Here is a 17,798-nt window from a genome sequence, read left to right on the forward strand (position 1 = left end):
AGCACGACTGGACTGCCCGGACGTTACCCACCGGTACTGCTTTTTCGGTAGGGGGTCCCGGCCAGATGTTCGCTGCGTCACACGTCACGGCGGTGCTCTGCGCACAGTAGTCCAGGCATTTCCCGACGCGGAAGTAACTGCAGGTCCGGCGGGCTCTACCCACCTTAGGCCGGTCGTCCTAGGGTGATCCGCATGCGCGTACACGTAGTCAGCGATGTGCACGGAAACTCCACCGACCTCGCACGGGCCGGCGACGGAGCCGACGCTCTCGTCTGCCTCGGTGACCTGGTGCTCTTCCTCGATTACGCGGATCACTCGCGCGGCATTTTCCCCGACTTGTTCGGAAAGGAGAACGCCACGCGCATCGTCGAGCTGCGCACCGCCCGCCGTTTCGAGGAGGCGCGGTCCTTCGGGGCGCGACTGTGGGCGGGCATCGACCGCGGACCGGCCATCGAAAAAGCAGTGCGCAAGCAGTACTCGGAGATGTTCGCCGCGTTCCCCACTCCTACGTACGCGACGTACGGCAACGTCGACATGCCCCAGCTGTGGAACGAGTACGCGGGACCGGGCACCACCGTGCTCGACGGCCAGCGGGTCGAGATCGGCGGCCGCGTCTTCGGATTCGTCGGCGGCGGCCTGCGCACCCCGATGCGGACCCCGTACGAGATCGACGACGAGGAGTACGCCGCCAAGATCGAGGCCGTGGGGGAGGTGGACGTGCTGTGCACCCACATTCCGCCAGAGGTCCCCGAGCTGGTGTACGACACCGTGGCGCGGCGCTTCGAGCGCGGCAGCCGGGCCCTGCTCGACGCGATTCGCCGGACACGTCCCAGGTACTCGCTGTTCGGCCACGTCCACCAGCCGCTCGCCCGGCGCATGCGGATCGGTGCCACGGAATGCGTCAACGTCGGCCATTTCGCGGGATCGGGCAGGCCCTGGGCCCTGGAGTGGTGACGGCGCGGCCGCTCATGCGCGATAGCCTGCACGCGACACGCACGTATGCACGCACGTAAGCACGGCGCACCTACCCCTGACCGGTATCCGGAGGAGCCACGGCGATGGCGGAACACACCAGCTCGAGCATCACGATCGAGGCGGCACCGGCCGACGTCATGGGGGTGATCGCCGACTTCGCCCGCTACCCGGACTGGACCGGCGAGGTGAAGGAGGCCGAGGTCCTCAGCTCCGACGACGCCGGCCGCGCCGAGCAGGTCCGCCTCGTCATGGACGCCGGTGCGATCAAGGACGACCAGGTGCTGAAGTACACCTGGGCCGGGGAGAACGAGGTGTCGTGGTCCCTCGTGAAGTCGCAGATGCTGCGCTCGCTCGACGGGTCCTACGTGCTGAAGCCCACCGGGACGGGCACCGAGGTCACGTACTCCCTGACCGTGGACGTGAAGATCCCGCTGCTCGGAATGATCAAGCGCAAGGCCGAGAAGGTCATCACGGACCGTGCGCTGGCCGGCCTGAAGAAGTGGGTGGAGTCGGGCGCCAAGTAGCCTGGCGCCCCATGCGCACCCTTCTCGTCACCGGCCCCGGTGGCTCCGGCAAGACGGCCGTCGCCTCCGCCACCGCCCTCCAGGCCGCCCGGGACGGGTCGCGCACGCTCCTCATCAGCGCGGACGCCGTGGACGAGCTGCCCGGTGTCGCCGTCGCCCGGCTCACCCCGGCCGACGACTTCCGTGACGATCTGCTCGCGCTGCAGGAGCGGGCCGCCACCGGGCTCGACCTGCTCGGCGCCTCGCGGCTCGACGGGGACGAGCTGACCCCGCTGCCCGGAGCCGAGGAGCTGGCCCTGCTGCGGGCGCTGCGGGACAGCGCGCAGGGGGGGTACGACGTGGTCGTCGTCGATCTGCCGGCCACCCCGCGCGCCGTCCGTGTCCTCGCCCTGCCCGAGCAGCTGCGCCGCTATCTGCGCCGGATGCTGCCCGCCGAGCGGCAGGCCGCGCGGGCGCTGCGGCCCGTCCTCGGCCGCCTCGCCGGAGTGCCGATGCCCGCGGAGTGGCTGTACGAGACCGCGGCCCGCTGGGACACCGAACTCGCCGCCGCACAGGCCGTGATCGACGCCCCCACCACCTCCGTACGACTCGTCGCCGAACCCACCGCGGCCGCCGCCGAGAACCTGCGCACCACCGTCGCCGGGCTCGCCCTGCACGGGCTCACGGTCGAGTCCGTGCTCGCCAACCGGGTCCTGCCCGACGGCTCCACCGACCCGTGGCTGGCCGACGCCGCGGTCCGGCAGCGCAAGGTGATCGCCGAGTGGGAGCACCCGACGTACGAGATCGCGCACCTGGGGCGTGATCCGCGCGCCGGCGACCTCGACGTGCCGGCGCCCGCGGAACCCGTACGCCCCGCGCCCTGGCCCGTCGACGACCGGCTCGCCGACGACGGGGTCCTGGTCTGGCGGATCCCGCTGCCCGGCGCCGTGCGCGAGGAGCTGAGCCTGGTGCGGCGCGGCGACGAACTCGTCGTCGGCGCGGGACCGTTCCGCCGCATCGTGCCGCTGCCCTCCGCGCCACGGCGCTGCACCGTGGCCGGGGCCGGCCTCGTCGAGGGCGAACTGTGCGTGCGGTTCGCGCCCGACCCGGATCTGTGGCCGCAAGCACGGTGAAGCATCTGCACCCGTTCGGGTAACGTCGAAGGTGCAACCGGTTCAGGAAACCTCAGCTCTCCGCAGGAGTCAGCCGCCATGAGCGACGCCACCGAGAAGCCCGTAGACGCCGACGCGTGGGAGACGGCGTGCGCCGAGGATCTCGCGGAGGAGAAGGCCCGCCGCCGTGCCCGGTACGGGCCGCCGCCCGGCTCGGCCGCCGAGGAGCTGAAGAAGCTCGTCGACGCGGTCACGGACAAGCTCTCCTCCGTGCAGGCCCCGTTCCTGGGCGCCGTCGCGCAGGGCACCGCCGAGCAGGCCGCCAAGCAGGTCGTCCGGCAGGTCCGCAGCGTCGTCGAGCCGGTCATCGAGCGCAACGCGGACGTCTTCGACCACCTGGCCGCCGCCGGGTCCGAGCTGCTCGCCGCCTACCGCTCGGCGGTCGAGCAGCAGGAGCGCCGCTGGACCCAGGGCTCCCAGGAGGCGACGCCTCCCGAGCCCCGCAAGCCCGGGGACGAAGGCCCCGGCGGGGAGCACATCGACCTGGACTGAACCACCCTCGGGTACGGTGGGCCCTAGCGGGGCTCGACCGAACTGAGGGATTCATGGGACTCACCATCGGCGTCGATATCGGCGGCACGAAGATCGCGGCGGGCGTGGTCGACGAGGAAGGCAACATCCTCTCCACGTTCAAGGTGCCGACGCCTTCCACGCCTGACGGGATCGTCGACGCGATCGCCTCGGCCGTGGAAGGTGCCAGGGCCGGGCACGAGATCGTGGGCGTGGGCATCGGTGCGGCCGGCTACGTCAACCGTCAGCGCTCCACCGTCTACTTCGCGCCGAACATCGACTGGCGCCAGGAACCGCTCAAGGAGAAGGTCGAGGGACGCGTCGACCTGCCCGTCGTCGTCGAGAACGACGCGAACGCGGCGGCCTGGGGCGAGTACAAGTTCGGCGCGGGCAAGGGCCACCGCAACGTCATCTGCATCACGCTCGGCACCGGCCTCGGCGGCGGCATCATCATCGGCAACAAGCTGCGCCGCGGCCACTTCGGCGTCGCCGCCGAGTTCGGTCACATCCGCATGGTGCCGGACGGGCTGCTGTGCGGCTGCGGTTCGCAGGGCTGCTGGGAGCAGTACGCCTCGGGCCGCGCGCTCGTGCGCTACGCGATGCAGCGGGCCAACGCCACGCCGGAGAACGCCGAGTACCTGCTGTCGCTCGGCGACGGCACCCCCGAGGGCATCGAGGGCAAGCACATCTCCATGGCCGCCCGTCAGGGCGACCTGGTGGCTGTCGACTCCTACCGGGAGCTGGCCCGCTGGGCCGGTGCGGGCCTGGCCGACCTGGCCTCGCTCTTCGACCCGTCGGCGTTCATCGTCGGCGGCGGCCTCTCGGACGAGGGCGAGCTGGTTCTCGACCCCATCCGCAAGTCGTACAAGCGCTGGCTGGTCGGCGGGAACTGGCGGCCGGTCGCGGACGTCATCGCGGCCCAGCTGGGCAACAAGGCGGGCATGGTCGGCGCCGCCGACCTGGCGCGGGAGCCCGACCCGGTGATGTGACACCGATACGTGTCAGGTGCCCGTCGTTCCCCTCGGGGGCGGCGGGCATCGGCGTATCTTGATCGTCATGGACTCCGGCTCGCTCACCGAACTCCCCAACTCCCGCACCGAATCCGACGGTTCGGCCGTCATCCGCGTCCTCAGCTACAACATCCGCTCGATGCGGGACAGCCCGGTCGCCCTCGCCCGGGTGATGAAGGCCTGCGCCCCCGACCTGGTGCTGATCCAGGAGGCGCCCCGGTTCTTCCGCTGGCGCAAGCAGCTCGCCCGGCTCGCCCGCGCCGCGGACCTGGTGATCCTCTCCGGCGGCGGCAGTGCGGCCGGGCCCGCGCTGCTGTGCTCCCTGCGCGCGACCGTCGAACGTACCGAGGACGTCCTCCTGCCGCTCACGCCCGGGCTGCACCGGCGCGGCTTCGCGACCGCGGTGGTCCGGTTCGGCGGCGCACAAGGCCCACGGCTGGGCGTCGTCAGCTGCCACCTGAGCCTGCAGAAGGACGAGCGGTACGCGCAGGGCGGGATGCTGCTCGACCGGGTCGCAGGGATGGGCGTGGAGCACGTCGTCGCCGGTGGCGACCTCAACGAGCGGCCGGGCGGGCGGACGTTCCGGCGGCTCGCGGGCGTGCTGACCGACTGCTGGGCGAGCAGACCCTGGGGCGGCGAGTACACGTCCACGCCGGACGACCCGCATCAACGGATCGACGCGATCCTGGCGACCAAGGGGATCGAGGTGCTCGGCTGCGGGGTGCCGCCCTTCCTGGACGAGGACGAACTGAGGGCGGCCACGGACCATCTGCCGGTCCTGGCCGCCCTCAGGATTCCCGCCGTGTGACTACGGGCGCTGCTTCACCTTGTCGGTGATCGCCCAGCTGTCCAGGTAGGAGAGCTGGGTGTACGTCTTCTTCTTCGCGCCGTCACCCGAGGTGCGTACGTCCCGGAAGCCCAGGAACTCGTAGGTCTTCGGGTCGAAGATGAACGCCAGGTGGCCGTCGGTCCGGCCGCCGTCCGGGTGCAGGGTGCAGACGATCGCCACACCGGTGCGGCCCTTTGCGTCCTGCTCGCCCGGCACCGCCTTCACTCCCGGGATCATGCCGAGCGCCTCGTACGCGGCGGCGCGCAGGCCGTCGGGCAGCACGGGGATCGACTTGAGCAGGCTGGTGAGACTGGTCTGGGCCATCCACCAGTCCTGGTCCGTGAGCTTGTCGAGCGAGTGGATCTTCGCCGAGCCGAACGGACTCGCCATCGCCAAGATCAACTGCTTCGGCTCGGTCGGCAGCTTCTTCAGACTCGCCCACTCCTGGGTCGGCCACTTGGCCTCGTTCTTGGCGAGGGGCGGCGACCACCAGCCCTTGCCGACCTCCATCACCCAGGACCGCTGCTTGCCGTCCACCGAATGCCAGTTCTCGTCGACGTACGCCTTGGTCTCGCCCGTCGCCCTGTTCGTCTCCTTGATGATCTCCTTCGTGTAGATGAACTGGTCGTCGCGCGGCGGCGTCGTGACCGGCTGCGGGTGCTCGCGGTCGTAGGCCGCCGCCTCGGCCAGCACCGTGCTGGCGGTCACCGCGCGCGCCGGCTGCTGCGCCGTGGCCGAGCCGCCGTCCTCGCGCACCGCCACCAGGACGGTCGCGGCGATCGCCGCCGTGGCGAGGCCCGACGCGGCGATGCGCAGCCCCGGACACTGCCACAGCGGGCGACGGCGGCCCTCCATCGCGGACAGCAGGCGGGTACGGGCACGGTGACGGGCGCCGGGGTCGAGCGGCCGGGTGTCGTCCCAGGCGCTCAACTCCCGCAGTACAGGGTCGAGTTCGCGGTCGTCGATGATGCGGTCAGTCATGGGCGTGTGCCTCCCGGAGGGCGGTCGGAGCGGTCGGATCGGTACCACCCAGTGCTTCACGCAATGCGCTGCGAGCCCGGCTCAGTCGGGACCTGACCGTGCCCACCGGCACCCCCAGGGCCTCGGCCGCCTCCTCGTAGCTGAGGTCGGTCCAGGCCACGAGCAGCACCACGTCCCGCTGCCGCGCCGGCAGGGCGGCGAGCGCCGCCGCCAGCTCCGTGCGCAGGCCGTGCGCACCCGCCCGGGACACCGCGCGATCGGCCACCGGCTCCTCGTGCTCGACCGGCCCCGGTATGCGGGACAGCGCCTTGAAGCGACGCGCCTCCGCCCTGCGATGCCGGCCGATGAGGTTGGTGGCGATCCCGAAGAGCCACGGGCGGGCGTCGGCCCTGCTCAGGTCGTAACGGTGGCGCTGCTTGAAGGCGGTGGTGAAGGTCTCCGCCGTCAGATCCTCCGCCGCCTCGGGGCCCAGCCGCCGCGCCGCGTAGTGGTGCACGGCGTCGGCGTACCGGTTGAAGAGGGCGGCGAAATGCTCGGGCTCCTCCCGCGACCGCTCGATCGCCCGGGTGTCGCTCTCGCCGAGGTGCTCCCGGGGTCTGACGGTCATCGGGGCTCCTTTCGTCCGTATGAACGCCTTGAAGGCTTGGGTCGGTTCACCGGTACTTCGCCGTTGCCCACGATCGGGTTCCCTGCCCGTGCGTGCGTCGGGCCCGGCCGGAGGATTCCGGCCGGGCCCTGATGGACGTACAGACGTATGGACGTACGCGCTGTCAGACGACCGCGCCGCGCCCCGGGTCGTCGTCCTCGTCGTCACTCGGCTTCATCCGGGCGATCAGCGTCGCGAAGCCGCCGAGGAAGCCGCCGATGCAGAGCGTCGCCAGCCACCACGTCATGTCCCAGCCGAGCAGCACCGCGAGGAGCAGCAGCACCGGGCCGCCGACCACGGCCAGCCAGGCGAACTTGGCCGTGACATCGGCCTCCGGGAGCTCCGGGTCCGGCGGCACGAAGTGGCCCTCGTCGTCGTCCCCGAGGTCGTCGTCCGCGGGCTCGGGCGCCGTGTAGTCGCGCGGGCCCGGGGCCGCGGCGACCCCGGGGGCGAAGGAGACCGAGGAGCCGAGGGCGCCTTTGGACTGCTCCTGCTCCCCGCTCCGCTGCGGCGTCTCGGTGTCCGGGGAGTCGTTGGTCTCCGGGTCCAGGAGCGCCAGGTCCTCCACCGACTTGAACGGCTTCGCGCCCGGCGGGTCCGGCGGCTCGTCCCCGTACCCGGCGACGATCGCGGCCCAGACCGCGTCCTCGTCGACCGGCAGCACGGGATCGGTGCCCGCCTGGTCCGGCTGCTCCGGCTCGTGCGGTTCGGGATTCTCGGGCTCCCGCCGCTCCTCCTGCTCAGCCACCGCTGCCCGTCCCTTCCGCGCCCTCGCCGGGGCTGGTCACGCCCTCGCTGGGAGTCTTGCCGACACTGGGGGCGAGCCGGTCGATGAACGCATGGCTCTCGTCGAAGATCCGGTCCGCGTCATGGTCCAACGTCGCGACGTGGTAACTCTGTTCCAGCAGGATCTCCGTGACGTCCCGGGACGAGACGCGGCTGAGCACGCGCGCGGAGTCGGCGGGCGGCACCACATGGTCCTGCACGCTGTGCAGCACCATCAACGGCTGTGTCACCTGCGGCAGTTCACGGTCCACGACGCGGAAGAAGCCGCGCAGCTGGTGCGCCGCGTGCAGCGGCACCCGGTCGTAGCCGACCTCTTCCGAGCCCTCCTTGGCGATGTCACTGGCGATGCCCTTGACCGTGCGGACCAGATGCCGGGCGACGGGGAGCGCGTGCGCGGCCACGCCGTGCACCTTGTTCCCCGGGTTCACCAGGACGAGGCCCGCCACCTCGTCCCCGTGCCGCGCCGCGAGGCGCAGCGCGAGCGCGCCGCCCATCGACAGGCCGAAGACGAAGACCTGGGAGCAGCGGCCGGTGAGGTCGCGCAGGGCGCGGTCCACCTCCGCGTACCAGTCCTGCCACGCGGTGACCGCCAGATCCTCCCAGCGGGTGCCGTGTCCGGGCAGCAGCGGGAGCGAGACCGTCAGACCGCGCTCGGCCAGGTACTCCGCCCAGGGGCGCAGCGACTGGGGCGTTCCGGTGAAGCCGTGACAGAGGAGGACGCCGACCTCGCCGCCTTCGTGGCGGTACGGCTCGGCTCCAGGAAGGACCGGCACCTTCGGTCTCCTGTTCGTGGGTACGAAAGGGGCATGGGATGTGGTCCTCACCGTACGCGACCGGACTGACACCGACCAGGGTCGTCGGGCCCGGTACCGGCCCTGCGGGTTAAGGTCTGATCCTCGGACTGAACGGCGGGCCGACCCGTGTACGTGGTCCGCGTACGGGTCCGAGCACGAGGGAAGGCAGAGGGTTGATCTACGGCGCAATGAAGGTGGCCATCGGAGGGCCGCTGAAGCTCGGCTTCCGGCCGTGGGTGGAGGGTCTGGAGAACATTCCGGACACCGGACCGGCGATTCTCGCCAGCAACCACCTCTCCTTCTCGGACTCGTTCTTCCTGCCGACGATGCTGGACCGCAAGGTCACCTTCATCGCGAAGGCCGAGTACTTCACCACGCCCGGCGTGAAGGGCAAGCTGACGGCCGCCTTCTTCAAGGGCGTCGGACAGCTCCCGGTGGACCGCTCCGGTTCGCGCGGCGCGGGCGAGGCCGCCATCAAGAGCGGCATCGAGGTCCTGGAGCGCGGCGAGCTCTTCGGCATCTACCCGGAGGGCACGCGCTCGCCCGACGGACGGCTCTACCGCGGCAAGCCGGGCGGCCTCGCGCGCGTGGCGCTCGCCACCGGCGCCCCCGTCATCCCGGTCGCCATGATCGACACGGAGAAGATCCAGCCTCCCGGCAAGGTGCTGCCGAAGCTCATGCGCCCCGGCATCCGCATCGGCAAGCCGCTCGACTTCAGCCGCTACCAGGGCATGGAGGGCGACCGGTTCGTGCTGCGGGCGGTGACCGACGAGGTCATGTACGAGATCATGAAGCTCTCCGGCCAGGAGTACGTCGACATGTACGCGACCGCCGCCAAGCGGCAGCTCGCGGACGCGGCGAAGGCCGAGAAGGAAGCTCAGAAGGAAGCGCAGAAGGCGGCCGAGAAGGACGCCGAGAGGGACAAGGAACGCAGCGGCACGTAGCCGCGTCGTCCTTGTGGGGGGCCAGGGGGTGGGGGACATGGGGAACGCGACCCGGCGGGAACGCGTCGTGCGGATGTCGGTGGAGCAGCCGCTGTGGCGCGCCCTGACGGGCTACCGCATCCTGACGATGCTGTACGCGATCGGGCTCTTCGCCTCCGCGTACGACCTCTACGAGCGCCCCTGGGTCGGCATCGCCTACTGCGTCGTCCTGACCGCCTGGACGCTCGCGACGCTGCCGCAGGTGTCGGGCGCCCGGCGCTGCACCAAGCGGTTCCTCACCCTCGACCTCACCGTCGCGGTCGTCGGCATCCTGCTCTCCCCGGTCGCCGGGCACGAGCGCGCCGTCACCGGCGGCTCCACGCTGCCGTCGATCTGGACGGCGGGCGCGGTCCTCGCCTGGGCCCTCAAGGGCGGCTGGCGGTGGGCGGCCTCCGCGTCCCTGATCATCGGCGTCGCCAACGTGGTGCAGCGCGCCTCGCTCAGCCGCAGCCTGATGCACAACCTCCTCCTGGTGACCATCGCCGGCATCGCCATCGGCTACGTCGTCGAGGTGGCCCGCGCCTCCGAGCGCACCCTCGCCCGCGCCCTGGAGATCGAGGCCGCCACCCGGGAGCGGGAGCGCCTGGCCCGCGACATCCACGACAGCGTGCTCCAGGTCCTCGCCATGGTGCAGCGGCGCGGCACCGCCCTGGGCGGCGAGGCGGCCGAGCTCGGCCGGATGGCGGGCGAGCAGGAGATCGCGCTGCGCACCCTGGTCGCCGAGGGCCTGACGCTGCCCTCCCACGCGTCGGAGGACGCCTCGCAGGGCGCGGTCGTCCGGGCCGTGGACCTCGACGAGGCGGACGGCACCTACGCCGGGCGCGGCGACCTGCGCCCCCTGCTGTCCCGGCACGCGACCGCCCAGGTCACCTTCGCCGCGCCCGGCACCCCGGTCCCGATGCCGTCCGACGCGGCCCGCGAACTGGCCGCCGCCGTCGGCGCCGCCCTGGACAACGTGCGGCGGCACGCGGGCGCGGACGCGCACGCGTGGATCCTGGTGGAGGACGAGCCGGGCGAGGTGATCGTGACCGTACGGGACGACGGACCCGGCATCCCGGAGGGCCGTCTCGCCCAGGCCGAGGGCGAGGGCCGGCTCGGTGTCGCCCTGTCCATCCGGGGCAGACTGCGCGACATCGGCGGCACCGCCGAGCTGATCTCGGTTCCCGGCCAGGGCACCGAGGTCGAACTGCACGTACCGAAGAAGTGGTGAGGCGGCCCGCGAGCCGGGCCGCACGGGGGAAGGCAGGACAGCGATGAGTGAACAGCAGACCGAGAGCGGGGCGGCCGCGATCCGGGTCATGGTGGTCGACGACCACCCGATGTGGCGGGACGCCGTCGCCCGCGACCTGGCGGCCGCCGGCTTCGACGTCGTGGCCACGGCGGGCGACGGCGAGCAGGCGGTGCGCCGAGCGCGGGCCGCGGCCCCCGACGTCCTCGTCCTGGACCTGAACCTGCCGGCCAAGCCCGGCGTCCAGGTCTGCAAGGAACTCGTCGCCGCCTTCCCGGCGCTGCGGGTCCTGGTGCTCTCCGCGAGCGGCGAGCACGCGGACGTCCTGGAGGCCGTGAAGTCCGGCGCGACCGGCTACCTCCTCAAGTCCGCGTCCACGGACGAGCTGATCGACGCGGTGCGCCGGACGGCCGTCGGCGACCCGGTGTTCACCCCGGGCCTCGCGGGTCTCGTCCTCGGCGAGTACCGCCGCCTCGCCTCGGAGCCGGCGCCCGCCGCCGGCGCCGACGAGCCGAAGGCGCCGGAACTCACCGACCGCGAGACCGAGGTGCTCCGGCTCGTCGCCAAGGGGCTGAGCTACAAGCAGATCGCCGAGCGGCTGGTCATCTCGCACCGCACGGTCCAGAACCACGTGCAGAACACCCTCGGCAAGCTCCAGCTGCACAACCGCGTCGAGCTCGTCCGGTACGCGATCGAGCGGGGTCTGGACGACGAGTGACCCCGCGCGGGACAGTTGCCCCAACTGCTCACCGTGACAAGGGAGTTACGCGATGAGGGTCGGAGTACTGACCGGCGGCGGCGACTGCCCCGGGCTCAACGCCGTCATCCGGGGCATCGTCCGCAAGGGCGTGCAGGAGTACGGCTACGACTTCGTAGGCTTCCGGGACGGCTGGCGAGGCCCCCTGGAGAACGACACCGTCCGTCTCGACATCTCCGCGGTACGCGGCATCCTGCCCCGCGGCGGCACCATCCTCGGCTCCTCCCGTACCAACCCTCTCCAGGCGGAGAACGGGATCCGCCGCGTCAAGGAGAACCTCACCCAGCAGGACGTCGACGCGCTCATAGTGATCGGCGGCGAGGACACCCTCGGCGTCGCGGCCACCCTCACCGACGAGTACGGCATCAAGGCCGTCGGGGTGCCGAAGACCATCGACAACGACCTCTCCGCCACCGACTACACCTTCGGCTTCGACACGGCCGTCGGCATCGCCACCGAGGCCATCGACCGGCTGCACACCACGGCCGAGTCGCACATGCGGGTCCTCGTCTGCGAGGTCATGGGCCGCCACGCGGGCTGGATCGCCCTCCACTCCGGCCTGGCCGGCGGCGCCAACGTCATCCTCATCCCGGAACAGCGCTTCGACGTGGACCAGGTCTGCGCCTGGATCACCTCCCGCTTCAAGGCGTCGTACGCCCCGATCGTGGTGATCGCCGAGGGCGCGATGCCGCGCGACGGCGACATGGTCCTCAAGGACGAGTCCCTGGACTCCTTCGGCCACGTCCGCCTCTCCGGCGTCGGCGAATGGCTCGCGAAACAGATCGAGAAGCGCACCGGCAAGGAGGCCCGCACCACGGTCCTCGGCCACATCCAGCGCGGCGGCACCCCCTCGGCCTTCGACCGCTGGCTGGCCACCCGCTTCGGCCTGCACGCGATCGACGCGGTACGGGACGGGGACTGGGGCAAGATGGTCGCCCTGCGCGGCACGGACATCGTGCGCGTGCCCATCGCGGAGGCGACGGCCCGCTTGAAGACCGTGGACCCGGCTCTGTACCGGGAGGTGGGGGTCTTCTTCGGCTGAGGTCCCGGGCCGCGTGCCCCGGACCCGTCCGGTTCGGAGTGCCGGGGCGCGAAGCCGTACATAAACTCCAGCCATGGAGATCCTCGCGTTCGGCGTGCAATCCGACGAGAAGCCCCTCATCGAGAAGGCCTTCGAGGGCCACCTCGACGTCCGCTGCCTGGACGTCTTCCTCAACGAGGACACGGCCCCCATCGCGGCGGGCTACGAGATCGTCTCCACCAGCGTCAACGCGACCCTGAACAACCGCGTCCTGCAGACCCTCGCGGCCGGCGGCACGCAGATGATCGCCCAGCGCTCCACCGGCTTCAACAACATCGACCTGGAGGTGGCCGAGCGCCTGGGCCTCACGGTCGCCCGGGTCTCGTACTACTCGCCGTACTCCGTGGCGGAGTTCGCCTGGACCCTCGCGATGGCCGTCAACCGCCGCATCGTCCGCGCCTCCACCCGCACCCGCGACTTCGACTTCCGCCTCGACGGCCTGATGGGCCGCGACATGCGCGGCCGCACGGTCGGCGTCCTCGGCACCGGCAAGATCGGCGAGGCCTTCACCCGTATCGCGCACGGCTTCGGCATGAACCTGCTCGGCTGGGACGTCGCGGAGAACCCGAACTGCGCGGCCCTCGGCATGAAGTACGTGGACAAGGAGCAGCTCTTCGCGGAGGCGGACCTGATCAGTCTCCACGTCCCGCTGCTCCCCACCACCGAGCACATCGTCGACGCCGTGGCGCTGCGCTCGATGAAGGACGACGCGATCCTGGTCAACTCCAGCCGCGGTGGCCTCATCGACACCAAGGCGCTGGTCGCCGAGCTCCGCGAGGGCCGCTTCACGGGCGTCGGCCTCGACGTCTACGAGGCCGAGGCGGGCCTGTTCTTCCTCGACAAGTCCCTGGAGATCGTCGACGACGACACCCTGGCCCGCCTCGTCACCTTCCCGAACGTGATGGTCACGTCCCACCAGGCGTACTACACCGTGGACGCGGTCGGCCAGATCATCGAGACCACGGTCAACAACGTCCTGGACTATCAGGCGGGCCGCCGCTCCGAGAACGTCCTGGTCCCGGCGGCTCCGCCGACGAGCTGAGCCAGCAGCTCCCGTACGATCCCGGCGCCGCGCAGCGACAGCACCGACTCCGGGTGGAACTGGACCCCCGCGAAGCCCGGGCCGCGCAGGGCGTGCACCTCGCCGCCCGCCGCGTCCCGGCTGACCTCCACGTCGTGCGCGGCCAGCTCGCGCGCCGTGGCGTCGTCGCAGCGCGCCACGAAGCTGTTGTAGAACCCGACGGTCTCGGCCCGCCCGAACATCTCGATGCCGGTCTGCGCCCCCTGGTGCGGCACGTCCTTGCGCACGATCTCCAGGCCCAGCTCCGCCGCGATCAGCTCGTGCCCCAGGCACACCCCGAGCACGCCGTGCTCGTGCGTCCGGATCACGTCGGCGGCCAGAGCGCGCAGGAACCGCATCTTCGGGTCGCCGACGTCGGACGGATCGCCGGGACCGGGACCGAGCACGACGGGCCCCTCGTGCCCGAGCACGGCCTCCCGCAGCCCCTCCTCGTCGTAGCGCCGCACGGTCACGTCGAGCCCCGAGGACCGCAGCACATGCGCCAGCATCGCGGTGAACGTGTCCTCGCCGTCGACCACCAGCGCGTGCCCCTCCAACTGGTCGCCGCGGTCCTGCATCCGCAGCCAGAACGGGGCCAGGGCCGCCCGGCGCCCGTCGAGCGCCGCCCGCACCCGCGGGTCGTCGGCCAGCGCGGGCCGGGTGCCCTCGTCGCGCGGCCGCGAGGGACGTACCCCCAGAGCGGCCAGCACCCCGGCGGCCTTCGCGTGCGTCTCGGCGACCTCGCTCCTCGGGTCCGAGCCCCGTACGAGCGTCGCGCCGACCGGGACGCGCAGCCGCCCGGCGGCGTCGATGTCGGCGGTCCGGATCAGGATCGGCGAGTCGAGCGTCTGGGCCCCGCCGGCGTCCCGCCCGACGAGTGCCAGGGCCCCCGCGTAGTACCCGCGCCCGCCCACTTCGTGCCGCTCGATCACCCGGCACGCGTTCTGCACGGGCGACCCGGTGACGGTCGCGGCGAACATGGTCTCCCTCAGCACGTCCCGCACATCGAGGGAGGACCTGCCGCGCAGCTCGTACTCGGTGTGCGCGAGATGCGCCATCTCCTTGAGCCGCGGCCCGATCACGACGCCGCCCATGTCGCCGACGGTGCACATCATCTTGAGCTCCTCGTCGACGACCATCGACAGCTCCTCGATCTCCTTGCCGTCGGCGAGGAAGTCGAGCAGGTCGTCGGGGGTGGGGCCGGCGGCCGGATAGCGGTAGGTCCCGCTGATCGGGTTCATGACGACGGTGCCGCCGGACATGCGGACGTGGACCTCGGGACTCGCGCCGACCAGCGTCCGGTCTCCCGTGTGCACGACGAACGTCCAGTACGCGCCCCGCTCACCGTCCAGCAGTCGCCGGAACAGCGCGAGGGCGTCCGCCCGTGAGAACCCCGGGATCTCACCCTCGTACGTCCGCCGGATCACGAAGTTCGCGCCCTCGCCCTGCCCGATCTCCTCGCGCAGGACCCGGCCCACGATCTCCGCGTACGCGTCGTCGTCGACGTCGAAGGCGCCGTCACGGACGTCGACGTCGTGGCGCGGCAGCTGCGCGAGCGCCTCGGCGAGCGGGATCTCGTACGACTCCTCGGGCGTGAGCACCGCGAGGGGCGTGCCGTCGTCCCGGACGTCGAAGCCGCGCTCGCGGATCTGCCGGAAGGGGACGAGGGCGAGGCCCTCCGGGATGTCGGCGAGCCGTTCGTACGCGCCGACGCGCCCGATCAGGACCTCGACGGTGTCGTGGTCGTGGCCGGGGGCGCGGCGGCGCAGAAGGGCGAAGGGGCGGTCGTCGGTGAGCAGGGTGTCCAGCACGGTGTCCAACACGGCTGTTCCTTCCAGAGTTCGTTCGGGGAGGAACAGCCGGTGCCGGAAAACACTGAAGGCCGCCCCTCGGGCGGCCTTCGCGGATTCGGATACGCGCAGTCAGTGGGCCGCCGGATGTGCGGTCCACCACCAGGTGTTGTTGAGGGTGTTGATTTCCTCGAGCTGCGCGAACATGTGCGGAACCATACCCGAGGGGTGGCTCAACCGTGTCGACTCCGTCTCAAAAGATGAGCGGCGGAATGGACGCGCGACATGACCCCGTAATGTTGGCGAGGTGACCGTGAACGCTAAGACCAGCGCGAGCGCTGGCAACACCTGGCGAAACCTGCCCGCGGCGCAGCAGCCCGAGTACCCCGATGCCGAGGCTCTGCGCGATGTGATCGCGGACCTCGAGTCGTATCCGCCGCTCGTCTTCGCGGGCGAGTGCGACCAGCTGCGCGCCCGACTGGCGGCCGTCGCCAAGGGAGAGGCGTTCCTCCTCCAGGGCGGCGACTGCGCCGAGGCCTTCGACGCCGTCTCCGCAGATCACATCCGGAACAAGCTCAAGACCCTGCTCCAGATGGGCGCCGTGCTGACGTACGCCGCCTCGGTGCCGGTCGTGAAGGTCGGCCGCATCGCCGGCCAGTACTCGAAGCCGCGCTCCAAGCCGACCGAGACCCGCGACGGCGTGACGCTGCCGACCTACCGCGGCGACTCCGTCAACGGCTTCGACTTCACCGAGGCCGCCCGGATCCCGGACCCCGAGCGCCTGAAGCGGATGTACCACGCGTCCGCCTCGACGCTGAACCTCGTACGCGCCTTCACCACGGGTGGCTACGCGGACCTGCGCCAGGTGCACGCCTGGAACCAGGACTTCGTGAAGTCGTCCCCGTCCGGCCAGCGTTACGAGCAGCTCGCCCGCGAGATCGACAACGCGCTGAACTTCATGCGCGCCTGCGGCACCGACCCGGCCGAGTTCCAGACGGTCGAGTTCTACGCCTCCCACGAGGCGCTGCTGCTCGACTACGAGTCGGCGCTGACCCGCGTCGACTCGCGTACGGGCAACCTGTACGACGTCTCGGGCCACATGGTCTGGATCGGCGAGCGCACGCGCCAGCTCGACCACGCGCACATCGAGTTCGCGTCCAAGATCCGCAACCCGATCGGCATCAAGCTCGGCCCGACGACCACGCCCGAGGAGGCGCTGCAGTACATCGAGCGCCTCGACCCCGACCGCGAGCCGGGCCGCCTGACCTTCATCGTCCGCATGGGCGCCGACAAGGTCCGCGACAAGCTGCCCGAGCTGGTCGAGAAGGTCACCGCGTCCGGCGCGACCGTCGCCTGGATCACCGACCCGATGCACGGCAACACGTACGAGGCGGCCTCCGGCCACAAGACGCGCCGCTTCGACGACGTGCTCGACGAGGTCAAGGGCTTCTTCGAGGTGCACAAGGCGCTCGGCACGCACCCGGGCGGCATCCACGTCGAGCTCACCGGTGACGACGTCACCGAGTGCGTGGGCGGCGGCGACGAGATCTTCGTCGACGATCTGCACCAGCGCTACGAGACGGCCTGCGACCCGCGTCTGAACCGCAGCCAGTCCCTCGACCTGGCGTTCCTGGTCGCGGAGATGTACCGCGACCAGTAGGCGTCACTCGCTGTAGGTAAACGCCGTGGGGCGCGGATCACAAGGATCCGCGCCCCACGGCACTTTTGTGCATCTGGCGACTTGGGTATGGTTAGGCTAGCCTCACCGATCAATCGGGACAGGCAACCCTTATCGATCCCGATCGTCATCGCCGGGGAGGTGGACCGCATGTTCGTGTGCAGCTGCTTCGGAGTCACCGAAGCCCAGGTCAAGCAGCATGCGGCGGACGGCGCCTGCACTCCTCGGCAGATAGCCTCGGCCTGCAAGGCCGGCACCGACTGCGGTGGGTGCGTGCGGCGCATTCAGGCGCTGCTCGGCAGGGGCGCCTGCCCCCGCCGGGAACTCGTCGAGCAGGGCGAGGCGGCTGTGGCCCTCGCGCCGCGGGTCGAGCTGCCCGAGGCGGCCTAGCTCTCGGTCCCGCTCGCGGTCTAGCTCTCCGGCTGCTCGATGAGCTGCGCGATGTAGAGCGGCTCACCCAGCTTCTCCACCAGCTCCAGCTGCGTGTCGAGATAGTCGATGTGGTGCTCCTCGTCCTCGAGGATCGACTCGAAGATGTTCGCGGACGTGATGTCGCCCTTGCCGCGCATCACCTCGATGCCCCGCTTCAGCCGGTCGATCGCCGCGACCTCGATCTGCCGGTCGGCCTGGAACATCTCGGTGACCGTCTGGCCGACCTGGACGTGGAAGAGCCGCTGGTAGTTGGGCAGACCTTCCAGGAAGAGGATCCGGTCGGTCAGTACCTCCGCGTGCTTCATCTCGTCGATCGACTCGGACCGCGTGTACTTCGCGAGCTTGGTCCAACCGAAGTTCTCCTGCATCTTCGCGTGCAGAAAGTACTGGTTGATGGCGGTCAGCTCGGCGGTCAGCTGCTCGTTGAGAAATTCGATGACCTCGGGGTCGCCCTGCATCGCAGAGGCTCCTTCCAAGCGGGTGACTGGGCAGGTTTCGCGCATCCTTGCACCGGCGCCGAAACGCGTCCAGTAAGTGCAGGCTTAGTAGGAGTTGCCCGAATCGGGACCGGCCGGGACGTACG

The 17,798-nt window shown here is 71.0% G+C and carries 19 protein-coding genes; 13 read left to right on the top strand and 6 right to left on the bottom strand.

Translation table 11 applies throughout. The features are described 5' to 3' along the window. The first annotated feature begins 192 nt into the window (after positions 1 to 192). The 6 genes from B072_RS0126650 (at position 193) to B072_RS0126675 (ending at position 4,978) form a co-directional block, all read left to right on the top strand. Entirely contained in the window at positions 193 to 954 is a 762-nt protein-coding gene (locus B072_RS0126650; RefSeq protein WP_018533004.1) for a metallophosphoesterase family protein, read from the top strand. A 104-nt stretch (positions 955 to 1,058) separates the two neighbouring features. Continuing rightward, positions 1,059 to 1,499 carry an SRPBCC family protein gene (locus B072_RS0126655; protein ID WP_018533005.1) on the top strand — a complete coding sequence of 147 codons (441 nt, stop codon included), beginning with the start codon at positions 1,059 to 1,061 and terminating at the stop codon, positions 1,497 to 1,499. Between the two features lie 11 nt (positions 1,500 to 1,510). Then, positions 1,511 to 2,611, top strand: coding sequence for an ArsA family ATPase (locus tag B072_RS0126660; RefSeq protein ID WP_018533006.1), 1,101 nt, complete (start codon positions 1,511 to 1,513; stop codon positions 2,609 to 2,611). A 78-nt stretch (positions 2,612 to 2,689) separates the two neighbouring features. Beyond that, positions 2,690 to 3,142: a DUF5304 domain-containing protein gene (locus B072_RS0126665; RefSeq protein WP_018533007.1), complete on the top strand. Its 453-nt coding sequence runs from the start codon at positions 2,690 to 2,692 to the stop codon at positions 3,140 to 3,142. Positions 3,143 to 3,195: 53 nt separating this feature from the next. Further along, on the top strand, positions 3,196 to 4,149 hold the full coding sequence (locus B072_RS0126670) for an ROK family glucokinase (RefSeq protein ID WP_018533008.1): 954 nt from the start codon (positions 3,196 to 3,198) through the stop codon (positions 4,147 to 4,149). Positions 4,150 to 4,216: 67 nt separating this feature from the next. Beyond that, complete coding sequence (locus B072_RS0126675) at positions 4,217 to 4,978, top strand: endonuclease/exonuclease/phosphatase family protein (RefSeq protein WP_018533009.1); 762 nt, start codon at positions 4,217 to 4,219, stop codon at positions 4,976 to 4,978. On the opposite strand, the gene B072_RS0126680 is transcribed toward B072_RS0126675, so the two are convergent. The 4 genes from B072_RS0126680 to B072_RS0126695 form a co-directional block, all read right to left on the bottom strand. Next, positions 4,979 to 5,980: a CU044_5270 family protein gene (locus tag B072_RS0126680; RefSeq protein WP_018533010.1), complete on the bottom strand. Its 1,002-nt coding sequence runs from the start codon at positions 5,978 to 5,980 to the stop codon at positions 4,979 to 4,981. Next, positions 5,973 to 6,587: an RNA polymerase sigma factor gene (locus tag B072_RS0126685; protein WP_018533011.1), complete on the bottom strand. Its 615-nt coding sequence runs from the start codon at positions 6,585 to 6,587 to the stop codon at positions 5,973 to 5,975. Before B072_RS0126685 ends, B072_RS0126680 begins: the two co-directional genes overlap by 8 nt. 163 nt (positions 6,588 to 6,750) lie before the next feature. Further along, positions 6,751 to 7,374 carry a hypothetical protein gene (locus B072_RS0126690; protein ID WP_018533012.1) on the bottom strand — a complete coding sequence of 208 codons (624 nt, stop codon included), beginning with the start codon at positions 7,372 to 7,374 and terminating at the stop codon, positions 6,751 to 6,753. Further along, positions 7,367 to 8,185, bottom strand: coding sequence for an alpha/beta hydrolase (locus B072_RS0126695; RefSeq protein WP_018533013.1), 819 nt, complete (start codon positions 8,183 to 8,185; stop codon positions 7,367 to 7,369). The genes B072_RS0126690 and B072_RS0126695 overlap by 8 nt, the downstream gene beginning before the upstream one ends. A gap of 197 nt (positions 8,186 to 8,382) precedes the next feature. Between B072_RS0126695 and B072_RS0126700 the strand changes: the two genes are divergently transcribed. The 5 genes from B072_RS0126700 to B072_RS0126720 all read left to right on the top strand — a co-directional run bounded on the left by B072_RS0126700 (position 8,383) and on the right by B072_RS0126720 (position 13,297). Beyond that, the gene (locus tag B072_RS0126700; RefSeq protein ID WP_078506615.1) at positions 8,383 to 9,150 is read left to right on the top strand and encodes a lysophospholipid acyltransferase family protein; all 768 of its coding nucleotides are present in this window, start codon (positions 8,383 to 8,385) and stop codon (positions 9,148 to 9,150) included. A gap of 37 nt (positions 9,151 to 9,187) precedes the next feature. Then, positions 9,188 to 10,399, top strand: coding sequence for a MacS family sensor histidine kinase (gene macS, locus B072_RS0126705; protein ID WP_018533015.1), 1,212 nt, complete (start codon positions 9,188 to 9,190; stop codon positions 10,397 to 10,399). Between the two features lie 43 nt (positions 10,400 to 10,442). Then, complete coding sequence (locus B072_RS0126710) at positions 10,443 to 11,135, top strand: response regulator (RefSeq protein WP_018533016.1); 693 nt, start codon at positions 10,443 to 10,445, stop codon at positions 11,133 to 11,135. Positions 11,136 to 11,187: 52 nt separating this feature from the next. Next, complete coding sequence (locus B072_RS0126715) at positions 11,188 to 12,216, top strand: 6-phosphofructokinase (protein WP_018533017.1); 1,029 nt, start codon at positions 11,188 to 11,190, stop codon at positions 12,214 to 12,216. 73 nt (positions 12,217 to 12,289) lie between these two features. After that, complete coding sequence (locus B072_RS0126720) at positions 12,290 to 13,297, top strand: 2-hydroxyacid dehydrogenase (protein ID WP_018533018.1); 1,008 nt, start codon at positions 12,290 to 12,292, stop codon at positions 13,295 to 13,297. Here B072_RS0126720 and B072_RS0126725 read toward each other — a convergent pair. Beyond that, positions 13,240 to 15,135: an anthranilate synthase family protein gene (locus tag B072_RS0126725; RefSeq protein WP_018533019.1), complete on the bottom strand. Its 1,896-nt coding sequence runs from the start codon at positions 15,133 to 15,135 to the stop codon at positions 13,240 to 13,242. The genes B072_RS0126720 and B072_RS0126725 overlap by 58 nt on opposite strands. A gap of 277 nt (positions 15,136 to 15,412) precedes the next feature. Here B072_RS0126725 and B072_RS0126735 point away from each other — a divergent pair, with 277 nt between their 5' ends. Beyond that, positions 15,413 to 16,765 (top strand): class II 3-deoxy-7-phosphoheptulonate synthase, encoded by a 1,353-nt coding sequence (locus B072_RS0126735; RefSeq protein ID WP_018533020.1) that lies wholly within the window; start codon positions 15,413 to 15,415, stop codon positions 16,763 to 16,765. A gap of 168 nt (positions 16,766 to 16,933) precedes the next feature. Next, on the top strand, positions 16,934 to 17,173 hold the full coding sequence (locus tag B072_RS0126740; protein ID WP_043244838.1) for a (2Fe-2S)-binding protein: 240 nt from the start codon (positions 16,934 to 16,936) through the stop codon (positions 17,171 to 17,173). Positions 17,174 to 17,193: 20 nt separating this feature from the next. On the opposite strand, the gene bfr is transcribed toward B072_RS0126740, so the two are convergent. Further along, positions 17,194 to 17,673: a bacterioferritin gene (gene bfr / locus B072_RS0126745; RefSeq protein ID WP_018533022.1), complete on the bottom strand. Its 480-nt coding sequence runs from the start codon at positions 17,671 to 17,673 to the stop codon at positions 17,194 to 17,196. Between the last annotated feature and the right edge of the window lie 125 nt (positions 17,674 to 17,798).

The sequence above is a fragment of the Streptomyces sp. HmicA12 genome, from assembly GCF_000373565.1.
Classification (GTDB): domain Bacteria; phylum Actinomycetota; class Actinomycetes; order Streptomycetales; family Streptomycetaceae; genus Streptomyces.

Excerpts from the sequence above, each read along its gene's own strand:
- macS (WP_018533015.1), top strand. The coding sequence starts at position 9,188 with ATGGGGAACGCGACCCGGCGGGAACGCGTCGTGCGGATGTCGGTGGAG.
- B072_RS0126680 (WP_018533010.1), bottom strand. The coding sequence starts at position 5,980 with ATGACTGACCGCATCATCGACGACCGCGAACTCGACCCTGTACTGCGG.
- B072_RS0126660 (WP_018533006.1), top strand. The coding sequence starts at position 1,511 with ATGCGCACCCTTCTCGTCACCGGCCCCGGTGGCTCCGGCAAGACGGCC.
- B072_RS0126655 (WP_018533005.1), top strand. The coding sequence starts at position 1,059 with ATGGCGGAACACACCAGCTCGAGCATCACGATCGAGGCGGCACCGGCC.
- B072_RS0126650 (WP_018533004.1), top strand. The coding sequence starts at position 193 with ATGCGCGTACACGTAGTCAGCGATGTGCACGGAAACTCCACCGACCTC.
- bfr (WP_018533022.1), bottom strand. The coding sequence starts at position 17,673 with ATGCAGGGCGACCCCGAGGTCATCGAATTTCTCAACGAGCAGCTGACC.
- B072_RS0126710 (WP_018533016.1), top strand. The coding sequence starts at position 10,443 with ATGAGTGAACAGCAGACCGAGAGCGGGGCGGCCGCGATCCGGGTCATG.
- B072_RS0126675 (WP_018533009.1), top strand. The coding sequence starts at position 4,217 with ATGGACTCCGGCTCGCTCACCGAACTCCCCAACTCCCGCACCGAATCC.
- B072_RS0126715 (WP_018533017.1), top strand. The coding sequence starts at position 11,188 with ATGAGGGTCGGAGTACTGACCGGCGGCGGCGACTGCCCCGGGCTCAAC.
- B072_RS0126720 (WP_018533018.1), top strand. The coding sequence starts at position 12,290 with ATGGAGATCCTCGCGTTCGGCGTGCAATCCGACGAGAAGCCCCTCATC.
- B072_RS0126685 (WP_018533011.1), bottom strand. The coding sequence starts at position 6,587 with ATGACCGTCAGACCCCGGGAGCACCTCGGCGAGAGCGACACCCGGGCG.
- B072_RS0126670 (WP_018533008.1), top strand. The coding sequence starts at position 3,196 with ATGGGACTCACCATCGGCGTCGATATCGGCGGCACGAAGATCGCGGCG.
- B072_RS0126665 (WP_018533007.1), top strand. The coding sequence starts at position 2,690 with ATGAGCGACGCCACCGAGAAGCCCGTAGACGCCGACGCGTGGGAGACG.
- B072_RS0126740 (WP_043244838.1), top strand. The coding sequence starts at position 16,934 with ATGTTCGTGTGCAGCTGCTTCGGAGTCACCGAAGCCCAGGTCAAGCAG.